Source organism: Gordonia insulae (assembly GCF_003855095.1).
Classification (GTDB): domain Bacteria; phylum Actinomycetota; class Actinomycetes; order Mycobacteriales; family Mycobacteriaceae; genus Gordonia; species Gordonia insulae.
This window is the reverse complement of record NZ_CP033972.1, coordinates 2,022,016-2,037,289: the sequence shown is the minus strand read 5'-3', so window position 1 is coordinate 2,037,289 and position 15,274 is coordinate 2,022,016. Positions and strand designations below refer to the sequence as shown.

12 protein-coding genes and 1 pseudogene are annotated in these 15,274 nt (G+C 68.1%); 11 read left to right on the top strand and 2 right to left on the bottom strand.

The window, feature by feature from the left end; all coding sequences use genetic code 11:
- Positions 1-10 precede the first annotated feature (10 nt).
- From sucD to D7316_RS09175, 3 genes are all read left to right on the top strand, one after another.
- Positions 11-901, top strand: coding sequence for a succinate--CoA ligase subunit alpha (sucD, locus tag D7316_RS09185; RefSeq protein WP_124708010.1), 891 nt, complete (start codon positions 11-13; stop codon positions 899-901).
- Positions 902-1,004: 103 nt separating this feature from the next.
- Entirely contained in the window at positions 1,005-1,745 is a 741-nt protein-coding gene (locus tag D7316_RS09180) for a hypothetical protein (protein ID WP_232016839.1), read from the top strand.
- Positions 1,738-2,247, top strand: coding sequence for an RDD family protein (locus D7316_RS09175; RefSeq protein WP_124708009.1), 510 nt, complete (start codon positions 1,738-1,740; stop codon positions 2,245-2,247). Before D7316_RS09180 ends, D7316_RS09175 begins: the two co-directional genes overlap by 8 nt.
- A gap of 22 nt (positions 2,248-2,269) precedes the next feature.
- On the opposite strand, the gene D7316_RS09170 is transcribed toward D7316_RS09175, so the two are convergent.
- Positions 2,270-2,728: an SRPBCC family protein gene (locus tag D7316_RS09170; RefSeq protein ID WP_164473755.1), complete on the bottom strand. Its 459-nt coding sequence runs from the start codon at positions 2,726-2,728 to the stop codon at positions 2,270-2,272.
- 128 nt (positions 2,729-2,856) lie between these two features.
- On the opposite strand from D7316_RS09170, the gene D7316_RS09165 reads away from it, so the two are divergent.
- From D7316_RS09165 to D7316_RS09155, 4 genes and pseudogenes are all read left to right on the top strand, one after another.
- A complete protein-coding gene (locus D7316_RS09165) occupies positions 2,857-4,353 on the top strand; it encodes a carboxyl transferase domain-containing protein (protein ID WP_124708007.1) in 1,497 nt (498 codons plus the stop codon).
- A pseudogene (locus tag D7316_RS27415) lies at positions 4,350-4,625 on the top strand (NUDIX domain-containing protein); the annotation flags it as partial. The gene D7316_RS09165 and the pseudogene D7316_RS27415, both read left to right, overlap by 4 nt.
- Positions 4,626-4,760: 135 nt before the next feature.
- Positions 4,761-5,381, top strand: a complete 621-nt coding sequence (locus D7316_RS27410; protein WP_232017159.1) for a nitroreductase family protein — start codon at positions 4,761-4,763, stop codon at positions 5,379-5,381.
- A gap of 45 nt (positions 5,382-5,426) precedes the next feature.
- Positions 5,427-6,053: a TetR/AcrR family transcriptional regulator gene (locus D7316_RS09155; RefSeq protein WP_124708005.1), complete on the top strand. Its 627-nt coding sequence runs from the start codon at positions 5,427-5,429 to the stop codon at positions 6,051-6,053.
- 82 nt (positions 6,054-6,135) lie between these two features.
- Here the strand turns inward: D7316_RS09155 and D7316_RS09150 are convergent, their stop codons facing one another.
- On the bottom strand, positions 6,136-9,699 hold the full coding sequence (locus tag D7316_RS09150; protein ID WP_124708004.1) for an indolepyruvate ferredoxin oxidoreductase family protein: 3,564 nt from the start codon (positions 9,697-9,699) through the stop codon (positions 6,136-6,138).
- 230 nt (positions 9,700-9,929) lie between these two features.
- On the opposite strand from D7316_RS09150, the gene D7316_RS09145 reads away from it, so the two are divergent.
- Genes D7316_RS09145 through D7316_RS09130 form a run of 4 tightly spaced genes read left to right on the top strand, consistent with a single transcriptional unit; the run spans position 9,930 to position 15,272 of the window.
- The gene (locus D7316_RS09145) at positions 9,930-11,546 is read left to right on the top strand and encodes a carboxyl transferase domain-containing protein (protein WP_124708003.1); all 1,617 of its coding nucleotides are present in this window, start codon (positions 9,930-9,932) and stop codon (positions 11,544-11,546) included.
- A gap of 5 nt (positions 11,547-11,551) precedes the next feature.
- Positions 11,552-13,636, top strand: a complete 2,085-nt coding sequence (locus D7316_RS09140) for an acetyl/propionyl/methylcrotonyl-CoA carboxylase subunit alpha (RefSeq protein WP_124708002.1) — start codon at positions 11,552-11,554, stop codon at positions 13,634-13,636.
- On the top strand, positions 13,636-14,781 hold the full coding sequence (locus D7316_RS09135) for an acyl-CoA dehydrogenase family protein (RefSeq protein WP_124708001.1): 1,146 nt from the start codon (positions 13,636-13,638) through the stop codon (positions 14,779-14,781). The genes D7316_RS09140 and D7316_RS09135 overlap by 1 nt, the downstream gene beginning before the upstream one ends.
- Positions 14,778-15,272 carry a MaoC family dehydratase gene (locus tag D7316_RS09130; protein ID WP_124708000.1) on the top strand — a complete coding sequence of 165 codons (495 nt, stop codon included), beginning with the start codon at positions 14,778-14,780 and terminating at the stop codon, positions 15,270-15,272. The genes D7316_RS09135 and D7316_RS09130 overlap by 4 nt, the downstream gene beginning before the upstream one ends.
- Positions 15,273-15,274 lie beyond the last annotated feature (2 nt).

Below are 15,274 nucleotides of genomic sequence, written 5' to 3'. Positions count from 1 at the left end.
CAACAGAGCAATGTCCATCTTTCTGAACAAAGACAACAAGGTCATCGTCCAGGGCATCACCGGCGGCGAGGGCACCAAGCACACGGCGCTGATGCTCAAGGCGGGCACCAACATCGTCGGCGGCGTCAACGCACGCAAGGCCGGCACCACGGTCAGCCACGACGGCGGCGTGGAGCTGCCGGTCTTCGGATCGGTCTCCGAGGCCATCGAGAAGACCGGCGCCGACACCTCCATCGCGTTCGTCCCGCCGAAGTTCGCCAAGGACGCCATCATCGAGGCCATCGACGCGGAGATCCCGCTGCTCGTGGTCATCACCGAGGGAATCCCGGTGCAGGACAGCGCCTATGCGTGGGCCTACAACGTGTCCAAGGGCAACAAGACCCGGATCATCGGGCCGAACTGCCCCGGCATCATCACCCCGGGCGAATCGCTCGTCGGCATCACCCCGGCGAACATCGCCGGCACCGGGCCGATCGGTCTCGTGTCGAAGTCGGGCACGCTGACCTACCAGATGATGTACGAACTGCGCGACATCGGCTTCTCGACCGCCATCGGCATCGGCGGCGACCCGGTCATCGGCACCACCCACATCGACGCCATCGAGGCGTTCGAGAAGGACCCCGACACCAAGGTGATCGTGATGATCGGTGAGATCGGTGGCGACGCCGAGGAGCGTGCCGCCGACTACATCAAGGCCAATGTCTCCAAGCCGGTCGTCGGCTACGTCGCGGGCTTCACCGCGCCGGAGGGCAAGACCATGGGTCACGCCGGCGCGATCGTGTCCGGCAGCTCGGGCACCGCCCAGGCCAAGAAGGAGGCCCTCGAGGCCGCGGGCGTCAAGGTCGGCAAGACGCCGAGCGAGACCGCCAACCTGGCACGAGAGCTCTACAAGAGCCTCTGACAGTCGTCGCAGCGCCGACTCCGCAGCCGTTGTCCCCGTCGCTCGGGGCAACGGCTGGGTCGTTGTGACCGGGTCTTGACCTGCGCACGACTACGATTCATGCGTGGGTCAACACGTAGAAGTGCCGCCCGTCGCTTCGCTCGCCCGGGAGATGCCGCGAGAGGTCGTTCTCGTGACCGGTGCGCTCGCGCTCGGCACACGGATGACGGTCGCGTCCGCTCGTCTGGCCGCCTCCGGCGTCCGGCTCGCGCTACGCCTGCCGGTGGTCGGTCCACTCGGTCGGCGGGGCGTGAACCGACTCGCGGCCGAGGGGGAGCGCATCCTCGACCTGGCGCCGACCGCGATCGAACGGGCGCAGGCCCTGGTGGTCCTGGTGGTCTCCGCCATCGTCGCCGAGCTGGACCTGACGACGCTGGTGCGTGACAACGTCGACCTCAACGAGGTCGCCGCCGGGCTCGACATCATGGCGATTCTGGATCGCGTGGACCTCGACGCGGTCATCCGTGAGCGTGTCGATCTGAACGCCGCGGTCGCGAATGTCGACCTGAACGGGATCGCGCGGCAGATCGACATCGACGCCATCGCCGGGCGGATCGACATCGAGGCCATCCTGGATCGGGTCGATCTCATCGGGCTGGCCAACGACATCATCGACGGCGTCGACCTCACCGACATCATCCGGGAGGCCAGCACGTCGGTCACCGCCGATGTGATGACCGACGTGCGCAGCAGCGGTGAGCGGGCCGACGATGCGGTCGCCAATCTCGTCAGCCGAGTGCTGCGCCGACGGGCGAACGGGGCGTCGGCCGAGCCGCTGCCGGAAGGGGAGCGTCCGCATGAGTGAGCTGACCGGGTCAGGGGAGCCCGCCGGGGTGGGCAGTCAGGGGGCGCCCCACCGGCCGACCCACCCCCATCACGTCGTCCACGACACCGACAAGGTGGCCGGCATCGTCAGCAGAGGCATCGCGGCGGGCATCGATCTGGCGACCGTCATGGCGCTGCTCGGCAGCGCCTACCTGGGCCTCGCCCTCGTCATGCTGGTGGTCAACGCCTCCCAGTTCGACTTTCCCAACCCGGGACCGCTGTTCACCGCAACCGGGCTCATCGTCGCGTCGATCGCATACAACACCTTGTGCTGGGCCATCTCCGGCCGCACGCTCGGCTGCGTCGTGATGGGTCTTCGTGTGCGAGGTCGGCGCCGTGACCGGATGCGGCCGAGCATCGCGCTTGTTCGCGCCGCCTTCTACACGTTCTTCCCGATCGGTCTCGCGTGGGCCGCGGTCGACCTGCATCGGCGGTCGATTCAGGACGTGGTGCTCGGGACCCGGGTCGTGTACTCGCGCTGACCGCCGTCGGTCGCCGACCGACTCAGACCTCGGTCTCGGATTTCAGTGCGGCGAGGCCCTTTTCGAAGTCCTTGCCGATCATCTTGTCGAACAGCCCGAGCGGTGCGGCGACGCGGGAGAACAACGAATGCGGTCCGGTCATCGTCCACGTGACCTCGGTCTGCGCTCCGCGGGGCGCGAGGGTGAGCACGCTCGTACTGGTGGACTTCATCGGCTTCTCGAAGACGACGTGCACCGCGACGCGGGTCGGTTCCGTGACGTCGGTGATCTCCATGGTCCCCTTGCCCGCCTTGCGATTTCCCGACCAGGCATACTTCGCGCCGACTCCGCTGTCGTTGCCCGAGTACTCGCGGTCGAGGTCGGGGTCCAGTCCCTCCCAGGGTGACCAGCGACGCCATTCGTGGAGGTCGGCGATGAGGGGGAAGATCTTCTCCGGCAGTGCGGCGATCGTCTGCGTACGGGTGACCGTGTAGTCGGCCATGATGAACTCCTGTCGGGGATGGCGGTGCGACGGTGATGTCTGTGATTATGACTGCCCCGCGACCCGGGAATGATCGTTCGGGCGATGAATGCCGATGGGGCATGGGGACAGCGCACTAGGGTGTACTCGTGACCGCGCATCCACGTCTCGATGCCGCCGGCATCATCGCCGCACTTCTCGACACCGGCACCTGGCAGTCGTGGGATGCGCCGGTGGATCAGGTGCCCGACGATCCCGATTACCGTGCGTCGCTGGCCCGCGCCCGTGACAAGACCGGGGTGGACGAGTCGGTGATCACCGGCCGCGGGATGGCCGGCGGTATGCCACTGGCGGTGGTCGTCAGCGAATTCGGATTCCTCGGCGGCTCGATCGGGCGCAGCGCCGGTCTCCGCGTGGTGGCGGCGATCGAGCGTGCGACCCGCGAGCGACTCCCGGTGCTCGCCCTGCCTGCATCCGGCGGTACCCGGATGCAGGAGGGAACCGCCGCGTTCCTCCAGATGGTTGCCATCACCGGTGCGGTCAACGCGCACAAGGCTGCCGGGCTCGCCTACCTGGTCTACCTGCGTCACCCCACGACCGGCGGCGTGTTCGCGTCGTGGGGTTCGCTCGGACATGTCACCTGGGCGGAGCCGTCGGCTCTGGTGGGATTCCTCGGGCCACGGGTCTACGAGGGCCTGTACGGTGAGCCCTTCCCGAGCGGTGTGCAGACCTCGGAGAATCTGCTGCGGCACGGGCTCGTCGACGCCGTCGTCGCGGTCGCAGATCTCCGCGTGACCGTGGGCCGGACCCTTGCTCGGCTGGGCCCCGACGATCCCGTCGCGGCGGATGTCGATGTCGGGGCCCCGCCGACACCGACGGCCGATGCGTGGAGTGCGGTGCAGGCCACGCGATCCGCGGATCGCCCGGGTCTCGTCGAGTTCCTCGGCGAGGACAGTGTGGTCCTGCGCGCCGACGCTCCGGTGTGGACGGCGCTGCACCGGTTCGGCGGGCGGACTGCGCTGATCATCGGACAGGATCGCCGGGCACAGGCGGCCGGTGAACTCATCACGCCCGTCGACCTCCGCGTGGCGCGACGTGGGATGCGTATGGCCGCCGATCTGGGTCTGCCCGTGCTGACGGTCATCGACACACCTGGCGCGGAGTTGTCGGTGGCTGCGGAGGAGGGTGGTCTGGCCACCGAGATCGCCCGCTGCACAGCCGAACTCGTCTCTCTCCCGGTACCCACGGTCTCGGTGCTGCTCGGGCAGGGTGCCGGCGGTGCGGCGCTCGCGCTGTTCCCGGCGGATCGCCGGATCGCTGCCGTCGATGCCTGGTTGTCGCCGCTGCCGCCGGAGGGGGCCAGCCTCATCGTTTACCGCGACACCGACCATGCGGCCGAGTCGGCGAGGGATCAGGGCATCGTCGCGGCAGCGCTGTTCGCCGACGGCACCCTCGATCGTCTCGTCGAGGTCGCTGGACCGCGTGGCATGGCCGATCTCCGGGCGGTGATCGCCGCCGAACTGGCCGCCGGACCGTTACCGGCACGATCCCGGCGGACGCGCCATCCGGCCCCGGAGGGACGAGATGGCGCGCCCACCCCGGTCCCGGAGGAGCGAGCTCGCGAGCGACACGAAGGGCGACGATGACCCGCCGGATCCTGGGTGTGGGGGCCGTCATCCGCGATGCCGACGGGCGGTTCCTCCTGGTGTTGCGTGGACATGCACCGCAGGCCGGTCGCTGGACGGTGCCGGGCGGCAAGGTCGAGCCCGGTGAATCCCTGCGCGCGGCCGTGGTCCGCGAGGTCGCCGAGGAGACCGGACTCCACGTCGAGGTCGAGGACCTCGCATGGGTGGTGGACATCCCCGGCGACGACGACGTGGTGTTCGAGGTGCATGACTTCGTCGCGACAGTGCGGTCGGGGACGCTGCAGGCCGGCGACGACGCGGCGGATGCGGGCTGGTTCAGCCCACCGGAGATGGCGGGCCTACCGTTGACCACAGGCCTCATCAAATACCTGACCCGTGCCGGATTCCTCATCGACGAAGGAGACGCAATGCCAGAACTGCTACCGCTCGACCCCGACGAACTGCTCACCACGACCCGTTCGGTGCGCAAACGCCTCGACCTCGAGCGTCCGGTCCCGCTGGACGTGGTCAAGGAGGCGCTGGAGGTGGCGCTGCAGGCGCCGACCGGCAGCAACAGTCAGACCTGGCACTGGATCGTGCTGACCGACCCCGAGATCAAGCAGAAGGTCGCCGACCTGTACGCGAAGTCGTTCGCCACGTACTCGGCGAACCAGCCGCGCCGCGACGACACGGCCCGCCGGGTCGCATCGAGTGCGCAGTATCTCGCCGACACGATGGCGCAGGTCCCGGTGCTGGTGATCGGCGCCATCTACAGCGGTGCGGACCTGCCCGACGGCAACCAGGCCGGGCTGTGGGGGTCGTTGCTACCCGGTGCGTGGAGTCTGCAGTTGGCGCTGCGCGCGCGTGGGTTGGGGTCGGCGTGGACCACACTGCACCTGGTCTACGAGCGTGAGGTCGCCGAGATTCTCGGTATCCCACCCAACGTCCACCAGGGGGTGCTGCTCCCCGTCGCCTACTACACCGGCACCGACTTCAAGCCCGCCGGCCGTAAACCCCTCGACGACATCCTGCACGTCAACGGCTGGTGAGACGCTCCCCGGTTGCGATGCCGGGCGGTAGAGTCCCGAGACACCATGAGCACCTCGCCGTCGCCGTCTGCTGAACAGCCCGCGCGGACCCGTCGCGGCCAGGCCAAGGCGGCTCGCCGAGCCGAGTTGCTGGAGGCGGCCGCCCGCTTGATGGCGGAGCGGGGTTTCGCCGCGGTGACCCTCGAGGACATCGGACGCGCCGTCGGGGTGAGTGGGCCCGCCATGTACCGCCACTTCTCCTCGAAGATCGACCTCCTCGACCAGATGCTCGTCGACATCAGTCAGCGGCTGCACGATGGTGGGGCCGAGGTGGTGGACGGCGCGGGCGATCCCGAGCAGACGCTGCGCGACCTCATCCGATTCCACATCGACGTCCTCGTCACCAAGCCCGATCTGATCGCCGTGCAGGACCGCGATCTGTCGTCGTTGACACCGGCCGCCAACCACCAGGTGCGGTCGCTGCAGCGACGGTACGTCGAGCAGTGGGTCGATGTGCTGCTCGCGGTCGACGCGGGATCCGGGGGGAGCCTGTCTCGCGAAGAAGCGCGAGTGCGGGTGCATGCGACGTTCGGCCTGCTGAACTCGTCACCGCGACTGCCGGCGTTCGGGGAGGCGGAGTTGCGGACGGTGCTCGGCGCGATGGCGTGGTCGGCGTTGCTGTCCGGTCGGTGAGGAGGAGCGGGCGTGGTCTCGGCACGCCCGCTCCGTCCTCGTGGCTCGACGAACTGCGCGATGCCCGACCGGCCGAGCGTCGTCAGATGCCGAGCGCGGCGCGCTGTTGCGCCACCTCCTCGCGATAGCGTTCGACGTTCGCCATCTTGATGCTCTCGTAACCGCGGACCATGTCCGGCAGGTCGACGAGTGCGACCGCGGAGGGTAGCTGTTCGACGCCGATGCGGCCGCTCGACAGCCCGGCCAGGACCGCCTCGACCATCTCCCGGTACTCGACGATCAGGGCGCGCTCGGTACGGCGGATCTCGTTGCGTCCGAACGGGTCCAACTTGGTGCCGCGGAGTCGCTTCATCTTCGCGAGTCCCGCGAGCGGACGGTCGGCCCATGCGCCGAGCGACATCTTCTCGCGCATCCCCATGCTGCGGAGCGTGGGCGGATGCAGTCGCACGGCGACCTCCGCGTCATCACCGAACTGCTCGGCGATCGCGGCCGCGAATGCCGAATCCCGGGTCAGGCGGGCAACCTCGTACTCGTCCTTGTATGCCATCAGCTTGTACAGGTTGCGGGCGACGGCATCGGTCAGCGACTCGCCGTGACCACCACGCTGAACACGAGCCACCACATCGAGATAGCCACGCGCATAACGCTCGTCGGCGTAGGCGATGAGTTCGTCGTAGCGGATGGCGATGGACCGGGCCAGGTCGTCGTCGACACCGAGTCCGGACACCATCGACACCGCGCGATCGCTCGGGACGAGCTCGGACGACGCAGCGCCGTGCAGCGCGTCCAAGGTGCTCGACACCGCCTCCGGATCCACCACCGCCTGCCGGCCACGACGAAACGCCTGGGTGTTGGCGTCCACGGCCACACCGTTGAGCTCGATCGCCCGTTCGATGCTCGCCGCCGAGATGGCCAGCGCGCCGGCCTGATACGCGGCGCCCACCATGAGCATGTTCGCGTACTGTTCGTCGCCGAACAATCCGGTCGACAGCTGACCCGGATCCAGGTAGACGGCGCGGGCGACCTTGGCGTCGATCGCCGAGTGGACCTGGGCTTGCGCCGGGAAACCGACGGAGGTGTCGATCACCATGATCCCGGTGGGGATCTCGGTCGTGGAGACCACGGCGACCGTCTTCTCGGGTGCCGCGACCTTCAGATTGGCCGGATCGGTGCCGACGAGCGGATCGCAGACGAGATAGAGGTCGCAGTCGTCGGACGCCACCTTTGCCGCCTGCTCCACCACTCCCGGCGTCACCTTCACGTCGCTGACGACCGCGCCACCCTTCTGGGCGAGACCGGTCATGTCGACGGTGCGTGCGGCGTGTCCGTCCAGGACGGCGGCGGTGGCCAGCACCTGCGAGACGGTCACCACACCCGTTCCGCCGATCCCGGTGACCCGCAACGAGAACGACTCCCGCAGGTCCGGCACAGACGGCGTCGGCAGCACCGAGTTCGCGATGTCGTCTGCTCGCCGGGTCGCGCGGCGGGTGCCCGGCGTGACGGTGACGAACGACGGGCAATCGCCCTTGAGACAGGAGAGGTCGAGGTTGCACGAACTCTGGTCGATGCGCGTCTTGCGGCCGAACTCCGTCTGCACCGGATGAACCGACAGACAGTTCGACTTCTCGCCGCAATCGCCGCAGCCCTCGCAGATCCGCTCGTTGATGACCACCCGCGTGTTCGGGGTGTCCATCGTCCCGCGCTTGCGCTTGCGACGCTTCTCGGCTGCGCAGTGCTGATCGTGGACGAGCACCGTCACCCCCGGCACGGTGGCGAGTTCGGTCTGGACATCGAGCATCTCGTCACGATGCCGGATGCCCACACCATCGGGCAGACCGAGGGAGCGGGTCCGACTCGGATCGTCTGAGGTCACCACGATCCGGGCGACTCCCTCATCCTGCAGCAACGAGGTCAGGCGCGGCAGGCTCATCGCACCCACCGGGTCCTGGCCGCCGGTCATGGCGACGGTGCCGTTGTAGAGCAACTTGTAGGTGATGTTCTCCCCGGAGGCCACCGCGGCGCGCAGAGCCAGCGAGGCCGAGTGCGCGAACGTCCCGTCGCCGACGTTCTGCACGAAGTGGTCGGCGGTCACGAACGGTGCCATGCCGATCCACTGTGCGCCCTCGCCGCCCATCTGGGTGACCCCGGCGACGTCGCCGACCTGACGCGGGTCCATCAGGAGGACCATCGCGTGGCATCCGATGCCCGCGCCGACCAGGGTGCCATCGGAGACCTTGGTCGAGCTGTTGTGCGGACAGCCCGAACAGAAGTAGGGGGTACGGACGGCGAGTGGCAGTTCGATGCGTGTGCGCCTGCGGGCCTTACGGTCCAGCCAGTCCTGCGCGGCGTCGACGTGATGGTGGCGGGCGAGACGATGTGCCAGTCCGCGCGCGACCGCGTCGACGTCCAGCTCGCCGAACCGCGAGAAGAGTGTCGATCCGTCCTCGTTGGTCTTGCCGACGATGAGTGGTGCGCGCGGATGCCGGAACAGGATGTCACGCATCATCGTCTCGATGAAGTCGCGCTTCTCCTCGACGACGATCACCTCGTCGAGGTCGCCGCTCGCGGTGTCGAACATGAAGCGGTTCAGGATATCCCGCTCGATGGGGTAGACCATGCCGAGTTTCAGGATGCGGATGCCGAGTCGGTTCAGGTCGGAGTCGGAGACTCCGATCAGCCGCATCGCCTCACGGAGGTCCAGGTATGTCTTGCCGGCCGCGACGATGCCGATGCGGTCGTCCGGGCTCGACACCACGATCCGGTTCAGCCCGTTGAGTCGTGCGTACTCCAGCGCGCGGGGCAGCCGGATGGTCAGCTGATTCTGCTCGAGCTCCATCAGGCTGCTGCCCAGCAGGCGTCCGCTGGGTACATGCGGACTGCGGCCGAGGTCGCCGTAGACCGGCATGGTCCGGGTCGGGTCGACCTCGGCGGTCGAGGCGCCGTCGGCGACGTGCGCGGAGATCTTCATCGACGTCCACAGCCCGCTGGTCCGGCTCATCACCGCCGCGTGCACCCCGAGGTCGAGGATGTCCTGGGAGTCGGCCGGATAGAGGATCGGCATGTACAGATCGGCGAGTGCCATCTCCGACGCACACGGAACGGTCGAGCTCTTCGCGCCGGGGTCGTCGCCGACGAGCGCGACGGCACCACCGGCCGGGTGGGTGCCGATGAGATTCGCGTGCCGCAGTGCATCGGTGGCGCGATCCAGACCGGGGGCCTTGCCGTACCAGTAGCCGACCACGCCGTCACGGGCCACACCATCGGCATCGGGTGCGAGTTCGGTGATCTGTCCGGCGACCTGTGAGCCCATCACCGACGTCGCGGCGATCTCCTCGTTCAGTCCCGGACGATGAACGATGTCGAAGGGTTCGAGGTAGGTGTGGCGGCGGGCGATCTCGAGGTCGTAGCCGGCGAGTGGGGAACCCTCGTAGCCGGAGATGAAGGACGCCGTGTGCAGATTTTGTCGCCGGTCGATGCGGGCACGATCGCGAACCATCCGGACCAGTGCCTGGATGCCGGTCAGATAGATGGTGCCGGACTCACGCGTGTAGCGATCGTCGAGCGAGAATGATGCGCCGCTGAACGGGGCGGTCACCGTGTCGTCGTGCGTACCGAGTCGGCGCGCGCGGTCATCTGCGAGGGTCATGGGGTTACCTGGCCTTCTTCGTATGTCAGTCCGTGGCGACCGTGGGTGGAGTCGGCGCGGACATCGGTTATGGCGGCCCGGTGGGTGGTGGGCCTGAGTCCACAGTACGAAATTTCGTGAGCCGCGTCACGTCGGCTGCGACAATGTGATGGCCGACCGATGTGGGCGTGACAAGTCGGCGGATGGTGCCGTACGATGCACTCAGTTAATCGCCACTAACTGAAAGGTCGATGGTGACCAGCACGTTCAGGACAGAGGCCTCGGGCCCGCCCGACGGTGCACCCTCCGGGTTCCGCGCCACCCACCTCGCCAACGTCGCGCGCCTGCGCGAGCGGCTGGACGTCGCGCGCAGCGGTGGTGGCGCGAAGGCCCGCGACCGGCACATCTCGCGTGGCAAGCTGTTGCCGCGTGATCGGGTCGACCGGCTCCTCGACGTCGGCTCACCGTTTCTCGAGGTCGCGCCGTTGGCCGCGCACGAGATGTATGAGGGTCGGGTACCGTCGGCCGGCGTCGTCGCCGGTGTCGGCCGTGTCGCCGGGCGCGAATGCATGGTCGTCGCCAATGACGCGACCGTCTCCGGCGGCACCTACTACCCGATGACGGTGAAAAAGCACCTGCGGGCGCAGGAGATCGCCGCCGCCAACCGTCTGCCGTGCATCTATCTGGTCGACTCCGGCGGCGCGATGCTCTTGCAGCAGGACGAGGTCTTCCCCGACCGCGACCATTTCGGCCGCATCTTCTTCAACCAGGCGACCATGAGTGCGGCGGGTATCCCGCAGATCGCCGCGGTCCTCGGCTCGTCCACGGCGGGCGGCGCGTACGTGCCGGCGATGAGCGACGAGACCGTCATCGTGCGCAATCAGGGGACCATCTTCCTGGCCGGGCCGCCGTTGGTGAAGGCCGCAACCGGTGAGGACGTCACAGCCGAGGAGTTGGGCGGTGGCGCCATGCACTCGTCGGTGTCCGGCGTCACCGATCACCTCGTCGACAACGACGAGCAGGCGCTGGCCAAGGTGCGCGAGATCGTCGCCACCCTGGGGCCGCGCGACGCCCCGCAGTGGGAGACCATCGCGCCGCGTGATCCGCTCCGCCCGCAGACCGACATCTACGACGTCGTGCCGACCGACTCCCGCACGCCCTACGATGTCCGCGAGGTGATGGAGATCCTCAGCGATGCAGGGGAGTACACCGAGTTCAAGGCCAACTATGGGACCACACTCGTCACCGCGTTCGCGCACATCCACGGACATCCGGTGGGATTCGTGGCGAACAACGGCGTGCTGTTCAGCGAATCGGCCCTCAAGGGAGCGCATTTCATCGAACTCTGCGACCAGCGGCGCATCCCGCTGGTGTTCCTGCAGAACATCACCGGCTTCATGGTCGGCCGCGCCTACGAGGAGGGCGGCATCGCGAAGAATGGCGCCAAGATGGTCAACGCGGTCGCCACCGCGCGGGTACCCAAGCTCACCGTCATGGTGGGTGGCTCCTTCGGTGCGGGCAACTACTCGATGTGCGGGCGCGCCTATTCGCCCCGCTTCCTGTGGATGTGGCCCAACGCCCGCATCTCCGTGATGGGTGGCCCGCAGGCCGCCGACACCCTGGCGACGGTGCGGCGCAACCAGATCGAACGGTCCGGACAGGAGTGGCCGGCGAGCGACGAGGAGTCGTTCAAGGCGCCCATCCGTGAACAGTTCGACGAGCAGTCGGACGCCTACTATTCCACCGCCCGCCTCTGGGACGACGGGATCGTCGATCCCGCACAGACCCGCACCGCCCTCGGATTGGCCTTGGAGACATGCCGATACGCCCCGCTCAACGACCCGCGCTACGGCGTCTTCCGGATGTGATCAGCATGCAGAACACCACTCACCGCCCCATCCGCTCGGTTCTGATCGCGAACCGCGGCGAGATCGCCTGCCGTGTCATCGACACGCTGCGCCGCATGGGTATCCGCAGCATCGCCGTCTACTCCGACGCGGACGCCGACGCCCGCCATGTCCGGGAGGCCGACGTGGCCGTCCGGATCGGCCCGGCGGCGGCGACCCGGAGCTACCTGGACATCGACGCGGTGGTGCGCGCAGCACAACAGACCGGCGCCGACGCCGTGCATCCGGGATACGGATTCCTCTCGGAGAACCAGAAGTTCGCCGCCGCCCTCGCCGGTGCGGGCATCATCTTCATCGGCCCGCCCGCCGAGGCGATCGCGACGATGGGCGACAAGATCACCGCGCGGGCCGCGGTCACCGAACGTGACGTACCCGTGGTGCCCGGCCTGTCACGTCCCGGGCTGACCGACGACGACCTGATCGCGGCCGCACCGGACATCGGGTTCCCCGTGTTGATCAAGCCGAGTGCCGGTGGTGGCGGCAAGGGCATGCACCGGGTGGAGAACTCCGACGACCTGCCGGCCGCATTGCAGCGCGCACGCCGCGAGGCCGGCTCCGCCTTCGGCGATGACGCGCTGTTCCTCGAACATTTCGTCGACACCCCTCGGCACATCGAGGTGCAGGTCCTCGCCGACGAACACGGCAATGTCATCCACCTCGGCGAACGGGAGTGCTCGCTGCAGCGACGCCACCAGAAGGTGATCGAGGAGGCGCCGTCGGCGTTGCTGGACGAGCAGACCCGCGCCCGGATCGGTGCCGCGGCCTGCGATGCCGCCCGCAGCGTCGGCTACACCGGTGCGGGCACCGTCGAGTTCATCGTCTCCGCGCACCGCCCGGACGCGTTCTTCTTCATGGAGATGAACACGCGACTACAGGTGGAGCATCCGGTCACCGAGCTCGTCACCGGGGTCGACCTGGTGGAACAGCAGATCCGGGTCGCGCGAGGTGAGACCCTCACCCTGGTCCAGGACGACATCGTGCTCACCGGGCACGCCATCGAGGCACGCGTGTACGCCGAGGATCCGGCGAACGGTTTCCTCCCCACCGGCGGCACCATCACACACCTGGTGCATCCGGACGTCTCCCCGGGAAGCGGCGTCCGGGTGGATTCGGCGATGACCGAGGGGCTGGTCGTCGGCAGCGACTACGACCCGATGCTCGCGAAGGTGATCGCCCACGGCAGTGACCGGGAGGAGGCGCTGGAACGACTCGATCAGGCGCTCGCCCACACCCGCGTCCTCGGCGTGGTCACCAACGTCGACTTCTGCCGTTACGTGCTCGCGCAGCAGTCGGTGCGCGACGCCGTGCTCGACACCGAACTCCTCGACCGCCTCGTCGTCGACTACGCGGTGCCCGAGCCGGTTCCGGAAGCACTCATCCTGGCCGGGGTCGCCCGGATCGGACCCCGCGACAGCAGGGACGTCTGGCAGTCCGCAGTGGGCTGGCGGGTCGGCGACGTCGCGCCGGTGGTGACGCGATTGGCCTGGGGGTCACACCATTTCACCGTCTCCATCGTGGTGGACACCGCGACCGAGGAGGTGCTCGTGGGCCGCGCGTCCGTCGAGTACGAGGACATCGACCGCGATCCGTGGCAGGCCGACGTGGAGTACCGCAGGATGCACCGCGCGGGCACCCCGGCCACCGCGGACGACTCGAGGCGCCTGATCATCGACGGCGTCAGCCAGTCGTGGTCCACGACGGAGATCGACGGGACCCGGTGGGTCGCCGGACCGACCGGCACATGGCTGTTGGAGCTCGCGCGACCGCTGCTGGACGAGGCGGCCGACGAGAAGGCCGGGGAGATCGTCAGCCCGATGCCGGGGACCGTCGTCGCCGTCACCTCATCCGAGGGTGCGACCGTCACGGCGGGCAGCCCGATCATCGTCGTCGAGGCGATGAAGATGGAACACGCACTGGCGGCACCGATCGACGGCGTCGTCTCGATCTCGGTCTCGGTGGGGGACAAGGTCGCCGCCGGTCGGGCGCTCGCCACCGTGACGGCCGGCGCCGGGAGCGCGGGCGAGTCGGCCGAAGCTACGAAGGAGGACTGATGGAACTCAGCCAGGATTACACCGATCTCATCTACAGCGTGCGCGACTTCGCCCAGTCGGTTGTCGCGCCCGTCTCGGCGAAACACGATGAGGAACACAGCTTTCCGTACGAGGTCGTCTCGCAAATGGGCAAGATGGGTCTGTTCGGCCTGCCGTTCCCGGAAGAATACGGCGGGATGGGCGGTGACTACTTTGCGCTGTCCCTCGCGCTCGAGGAACTCGGGAAGGTGGACCAGTCGGTCGCCATCACCCTGGAGGCCGGTGTCAGCCTCGGGGCGATGCCGATCTACAACTTCGGCACCGAGGAGCAGAAGGAGCGCTGGCTACCCGACCTGACCGCGGGCCGGGCACTCGCCGGGTTCGGGCTCACCGAGCCGGGCGCCGGGTCCGACGCCGGCGCCACCGCCACCACGGCGAAGCAGGACGGTGATTCGTGGATCATCAACGGCGCCAAGCAGTTCATCACCAACTCCGGCACCGATATCACGTCACTGGTGACCGTGACCGCGGTGACCGGCACCCGAGACGGCGGCCGCAAGGAGATCTCGACGATCATCGTGCCGTCGGACACCCCGGGCTTCACCGCGGAACCGGCTTACAACAAGGTCGGCTGGAATGCGTCGGACACCCATCCGCTCAGCTTCGTCGATGCGCGGGTGCCGGCCGAGAACCTCCTCGGTGTACGTGGGCGCGGCTATGCGAACTTCCTGTCGATCCTCGATGAGGGACGCATCGCCATCGCCGCGCTCGCCACCGGCGTGGCGCAGGGATGTGTGGACGAGAGCGTCAAGTACGCCAAGGAACGTCAGTCCTTCGGCAAGGCGATCGGCGAGTACCAGTCGGTGTCGTTCGCGATCGCGCGGATGGAGGCGCGCGCGCATGTCGCCCGTACCGCCTACTACGATGCGGCCGCGAAGATGTTGGCCGGCAAGCCCTTCAAGAAGGAGGCGTCGATCGCCAAGATGATCGCCAGCGAGGCGGCCATGGACAACGCCCGGATGGCGACCCAGATCCACGGCGGATACGGCTTCATGAACGAGTATCCCGTCGCGCGACACTACCGCGACTCGAAGATCCTGGAGATCGGTGAGGGCACCACCGAGGTGCAGCTGATGCTGATCGCCCGGGAGCTGGGCTTCGCATGAGCGACCAGGCACAGACCACCCGGATCGTCCAGCGGGGACTGTTCTTCGAGGAGTTCGCCGAGGGGGTCGTCTACGAACACCGGCCGGGGCGCACCGTGACCGAGGCCGACAACGTGCTGTTCACCACGCTGACGATGAACACGCAGGCATTGCACCTCGACGCCGCCTGGTCGGCGGAGCAGCCCGGGTTCGGCGGTGAGCGACTGATCAATTCGATGTTCACGTTGTCCACGATCGTCGGCCTGTCGGTGTCGCAGCTGACCCAGGGCACCCTGGTCGCCAATCTCGGCTTCGGTGAGGTGGCGTTTCCGGCCCCGCTGTTCGCCGGCGACACCCTGTACGCGGAGACCGAGTGCACCGGGAAACGGGAGTCCCGGTCACGACCGGGTGAAGGCGTGGTGAACTTGACCCACATCGGACGCAATCAGCACGGCGAGGTCGTTGCGCGTGCCGCACGGGCCACGCTGGTGCGCAAGAAGCCAGTGGAGTAGGT